This window comes from Pseudoalteromonas sp. S554 (genome assembly GCF_005930865.1).
Lineage (GTDB): Bacteria > Pseudomonadota > Gammaproteobacteria > Enterobacterales > Alteromonadaceae > Pseudoalteromonas > Pseudoalteromonas marina.
Genome location: NZ_PNDV01000189.1, coordinates 1 through 455 on the forward strand (window position 1 = coordinate 1; position 455 = coordinate 455).

General features: G+C 34.1%; 1 pseudogene. It reads right to left on the minus strand.

Annotated features, from left to right (window positions below):
* Positions 1-200: 200 nt before the first annotated feature.
* A pseudogene (locus CWB65_RS19640) lies at positions 201-455 on the minus strand (hypothetical protein); the annotation flags it as partial.

Below are 455 nucleotides of genomic sequence, written 5' to 3' on the forward strand. Positions count from 1 at the left end.
TTGATTTAAATATTGAGAACTAGCACGATAAATTGGTTATTTCTCCATCAGCAATTTGTCATGATCGTGACAAACAGCAAACGTAATGGTTTTACCCTTTTCACTGGCATTTATCGAGCCAATGCTAAAGCAAAAAATGCAAAGTAAAATAAACACCCTACAAATCATAGTAACCTCTTATTAAAGATCTCATTAAGGGGTCAAATCTTGACTTCAGACATCAAACAACCTCGAAGCGCTTCCCACTGTAATTCAACCTGCTTATTCTCAATAATTAATGCATTTAATCTACCAACAGCTTTTGATATGGCCGAATAGTGTTTAACATTAAAAACATCTGCTAATGCCTGCAAATTTAATCCCGTTAAATCTTGGCACAATTTAATAGCATACAATCGGGCTAAGTTTTTTTCTTTTCGTCCCTTTTTATCCATTACTATATCATCTACCACAAC